Here is a 4651-nt window from a genome sequence, read left to right as displayed (position 1 = left end):
GACGGTCGGCGGAGTCGGCTTCCTCGTGGCCCCGGACCTGGCCCTGACCTGCGCCCACGTGGTCGCCGACGCCCTGGGACTGCCGCGCGGGCAGGTCCCCGCTCCGCTGGGCGCCCTCGTCCTCGACCGGCCCCTGTCGGGCGCCGCCGCCGGCCCGGCCGCCACCGCGGAGGTGGCGCACTGGGTGCCGTTGCGGGACGACGGCACCGGGGACGTCGCCGTGCTGCGGCTGGGCTCCCCGGTCCCGGGCGCGGCCCCGCTGGTCATGGCCTCCCCGCCGAGCGTGTGGCAGCACCCGGTGCGGGTGGCGGGGTTCCCCTCCTCCTCCCCCGGCGGCGTCTGGCACGCCGGCCGGCTGCGCGGACCGACCGCCGAGGGATGGGTGCAGCTGTCCGGCGCCGACCAGCAGGGCGTCGCCGTGGACAAGGGCTTCAGCGGCAGCCCCGTCTGGGACGAGCGGACCGGGGCCGTCGTGGGGATGGTCGTGGCCGCCCAGCTCTCGGGAGCCCGGCAGAGCTTCATGATCCCCACCCGGACCCTGATCGCGGAGGTCCCCCCGCTCGCCCCCGTCCTCACCCCGGCCTCCCCGTTCCGCGGCCTCGCCACCTACCAGGAGTCCGACGCCGAGGTGTACTTCGGCCGGGACACCGAGGCCTCGGACCTGACCGCCCTCCTGAACTCCGGCCCCCGCCCCTGCGTGGCCCTGATCGGCTCCTCCGGCTCCGGGAAGTCCTCGCTGGCCTTGGCCGGAATCGCGCCCCGGCTGCGGGCGCGCGGCCACGAGGTACTGGTGGTACGGGCCGCCGAGGGGCTGCCGGTGCGCACCGCCCTGGCGGCGGAGCTCGCCCGGCTGGCCCGGCCGGAGCCGCGGGTCGGGGCGGCCGCGCTGCGGGAGCTGGAGGAGTCCCTGGACCGGCACGGTCTGGCGGTGGCCGCCCGGCTGGCCCTGGGGGTGCGCTCCGAACGGCTGCTCGTCGTGCTGGACCAGGCCGAGGCGCTCCTGTCCGGCCCCCGGCGGGCGGACGACGACACCGTCGGACTGCTCTTCCCCGATCCGCATCCCCCCGGGCTGCGGGTGCTCCTCACGCTCCGGACCGACTTCATGGAAGCGGCCCTGTCCCATACCGTCCTCGGCCCGGCCCTGGCCCGGGCCACGGTCCGGCCGCTGCTGCAGATGAGCCGCGCCCAGCTGGCCGAGGTCATCCTGCGGCCCCTCGCCCGCGTCCCCTCCGTCTCCTACGACCCCGGGCTGGTCGCCAGGATGCTGGACGACGCCGGAACCGAGCCCGGATCCCTGCCCCTGCTCGGCTTCGTCCTGGCCCGGCTGTGGGACGAACAGGCCCTGGGGCGAATGCGGTTCGACTCGTACGAGGAGATCGGCGGGGTCAAGGGAGCGCTGGGCCGGCACGCGGAGGCCGCCTGGCGGGAATGCGTCGGGGAGGCCGACCGGGAGGAGGCCCTGCGGCTGCTGACGGCACTGGTCAGACTGGTGCCGGGCAGCGAGGCCCCGCTGCGGGCGGTGCTGGGCCGGGCCGAGGCCGGGGAGGAGCGCTGGCGCATCGCCGGCCGGCTCGCGGAGCGGCGGATCCTGGTCGTCGGCGGGGACCCGGAGCGCGGCCAGAGCGTGGAACTGGCGCACGAGGCGCTGATCGGGGCCTGGCCCACCCTGGCCCGTCAGGTGGCGCAGGACCGGGAGTTCCTCATCTGGCGTGCCGGGTTCCGCCACGACCTCGACCGCTGGCAGGAGCTGGACAGGCCCCGGGACCAGCTCCTGACGGGCGCCCCGCTGGACACGGCCGTCACCCAGACCCAGGACCGGGGGAACGAACTCTCGCCACGGGAAAGGGAGTTCCTCCAGGCGAGCCTTTCCCGGCGCGCCGAGGAGGCCGAGCAGGCCCGGAAGAACGCCCGGGTCAAGCGGGCGGGCATCGTCGCCCTGAGCATCGCGCTGGCCACGGCCCTGGTCGCCTCCTGGTTCCTCTACGGGGCGAACGGCAAGCTGGACGAGGACCTGCGGCGCGCGGCCTCACCGCAACTGGCCCAGCTGGCGGCCCGGCTGGACGACGTCTCCCTCGCCACCTCGGCCCTGATGGACAGCGCCGCGTACCGCACGGCTCCGGGGCCGGAGGCGGAGACGGCCCTGTTCGAGCAGTACGTGCGGACGCGGCACGTCGAGCGGATCGTGTGGGAGGGCAAGGGGGAGGTACGGGACACCTCCCTGAGCGAGGACGGCGGCCGCCTGACGGTCGGCCTGGTCGGCGGTGACGTCAACGCGGCCGACCTGGGCGAGGGGCCGCCCCACTGGGGCCGGATCAACCGGCACACCCGCCTGGTGACCGCCTCCCCCGACGGCCGCGCCGCGGTCAACTCCACCTACGAGGGCCGCCTCACGGTGGGCATCCGGGTGGCGGAGGGCAACTGGCGCACGGTGGAGCTGCGCGGCAGCGAGGAGTACGAGCAGAACGCCCGGGCCGCCACCGACCTGCGCTTCGACGCCGGCGGGCGGCGCGTGCTGGCCGCCGTCCCCCGCGAGGGGGTCTCGGTATGGGAGGCGGCCACCGGACAGCGGGTCGGCGCCCGCCTGGCCCCGCCCGACGGGTGGACCGTGTCCCAGGCCTGGTTCGGGCCGGACGCCGACACCGTGATCGGCCGGATCCTGCCGGAGGGTGCCGCGGCGGGGGCGAACGGCCGGCTCGTGCGCTGGCGGCTTGCCGACGGGCACCGCGACGAGGACCCCTGGGGCAGCCAGGAGACCGGACCGGTCACGGTCAGCGGGGACGGCTCCACCCTCGTCCGGTGCACGACGGAGGGGGTGCTGCAGGTCTGGGACCTGGCCGGACAGCCGAAGGTGAAACGTCAGTACAGCACCGGCCAGCTGGGCCTGATCTGCCCGCTGTACGTGCCCCGGCTCGACCGGACCGGGAGGTTCATGGTCAATCCCGCGCAGCGGTTCGGCGCGCAGTTCGGCCGGTACCGGTTCCTCGTCCTCGACCTCCAGGAGGGGCTGCCGGCCACGCTCGACCTGCCCGCTCCCGAGCAGCGGGACGAGTTCATCGCGGGCAGCGCCCGGCTGCCGGCCATCAGCCTGGCCGGCCCTCCGGAGGCGATGAGGCTGGCCGTCAGCTCGGGCGGCACGGTGGTCCTGGCCAAGGTGCCCGCCCCGACCGCTTTCGACAGTGCCATGCTGACGAGCCTCATCAGGACCGTGGACGTCGATCACGGGCGTGCGGTCACCGTCGACGCGGACGGCCGGGGCCTGCGGCTGTGGGACCTGGCCTCGCGGCGGCAGCTCGCCGCCCTGAAGCCGTCGGCGCAGCTCGCCAAGCTCTACCCGCAGTTCAGCCCCGACGGCAAGCGGCTGCTGACGGTCACGGCCGACGGCCTGGGGGTACTGGTGTGGGACGTGAAGCCGCCGGAGGGCGGCGGCCCCGCGCTCGCCGAGGCCCGCAGGATCACCCCGCCCGCTCCCCCGGGTATCGATCCGGCCCATGAGGACCCCCGTACCGGCCGTACTCCGGCCTGGGTGAACATGTGGTTCGACGGGGACGACCACGCGGTGGTCTCGGCCGTCTCCTACGTCTCGCGATGGGACCTGAGGACCGGGGCCCCGGCGGGCGCCGTGTACCGGCCGCCGCTCCAGGAGCACATCGCCCTGTCGGAGGCGGCCTCCGCCGTCTTCACCGTGCCCCGCCCGGGCCACCGGCAGGCGGCCGTCCGGACGGACGGGGAGAAGATCCTCCTCTGGGACTTCGAGAAGGGGCAGCCCGCCGAGACGGTCAACGCGCCCGGCGGGCCCATCCGGCAGATGTCCTTCGACCCGGCCGGCCGGCTGCTCACCGTGGTGACCACCGACGGGCAGCTCGAGACCCTGGACATGGACCAGAAGCCCGGCAAGGACGGGAACCGGACCTGGAAGAGCCTCGCCTACCGGGGGGTCCAGTGGCTCAACGGATTCCCCGAGGCCTCCACGCTCAGCACGGCCGGCACGATGAACTCCTTCACCTTCTGGGACGTGGCCCGGGGCACCGAGAAGTACCACTTCACCCCGGGATACGGCGCCACCGGCGACTGGTCCGCGGACGGCACACGGCTCGCCTGGGCGGACGGCTCGACCGTGGACGTGCTGCCGCTGGACCCGGAGGCGTGGCGCCGGCGCGCCTGCGGCCTGGCCGCCCGGGCCCTCACCGGCCCCGAGACCCGGCTGCTGCCCCCCGGCTCCCGCTCCGACGCCTGCGCGGGGCTGAAGAAGTGACCCCCCGCCCGGGGGACGGGCGGGGAGCCCGGCCGGGCCGACGTACGAACGGGGGTCAGCCGGCGTCGCGGACCGCGACGATGCCGTTGAACACGCCGACGTAGGCCGTGCCGTCGGGGCCGAGGGTGATCGGCGCCCAGTTGTTGTCGTACAGCGGGCCCGTGCCCGTCAGCTGCCGCCAGCGGCGCTCACCGGTGCGGAAGTCCACCGCCGTGAGGTACCAGGCGTCGATGCCCCAGGAGTTGGGCTCCTTCTCGTAGAAGTAGAGCAGCCCGTTGCCGGCGGAGAGCTTGGGGACCACGGACGGGGAGCGGATCGCGCTCTCCCAGACCGTGTCGCAGCCGCTGCCGTCCGGGCGGACGTCGATGCGGCTGACGCCGCCGACGACCGACTTGCCCA

The 4651-nt window shown here is 75.3% G+C and carries 1 protein-coding gene and 1 pseudogene; one reads left to right on the top strand and one right to left on the bottom strand.

Annotated elements, in window-relative coordinates; translation table 11 throughout:
- The coding region (locus VR44_RS27195) for an nSTAND1 domain-containing NTPase (protein ID WP_045950254.1) at positions 1 to 4252 on the top strand (4252 nt) is incomplete at its 5' end.
- Between the two features lie 55 nt (positions 4253 to 4307).
- Here VR44_RS27195 and VR44_RS27190 read toward each other — a convergent pair.
- Positions 4308 to 4651 (bottom strand): annotated as a pseudogene (locus VR44_RS27190) (hypothetical protein); the annotation flags it as partial.

The sequence above is a fragment of the Streptomyces katrae genome, from assembly GCF_000966975.1.
In the GTDB taxonomy this organism is placed as follows: Bacteria; Actinomycetota; Actinomycetes; order Streptomycetales; family Streptomycetaceae; genus Streptomyces; species Streptomyces katrae.
Note: the sequence above shows the minus strand (reverse complement) of the source record. Positions and strands in the feature narration are given on the sequence as shown.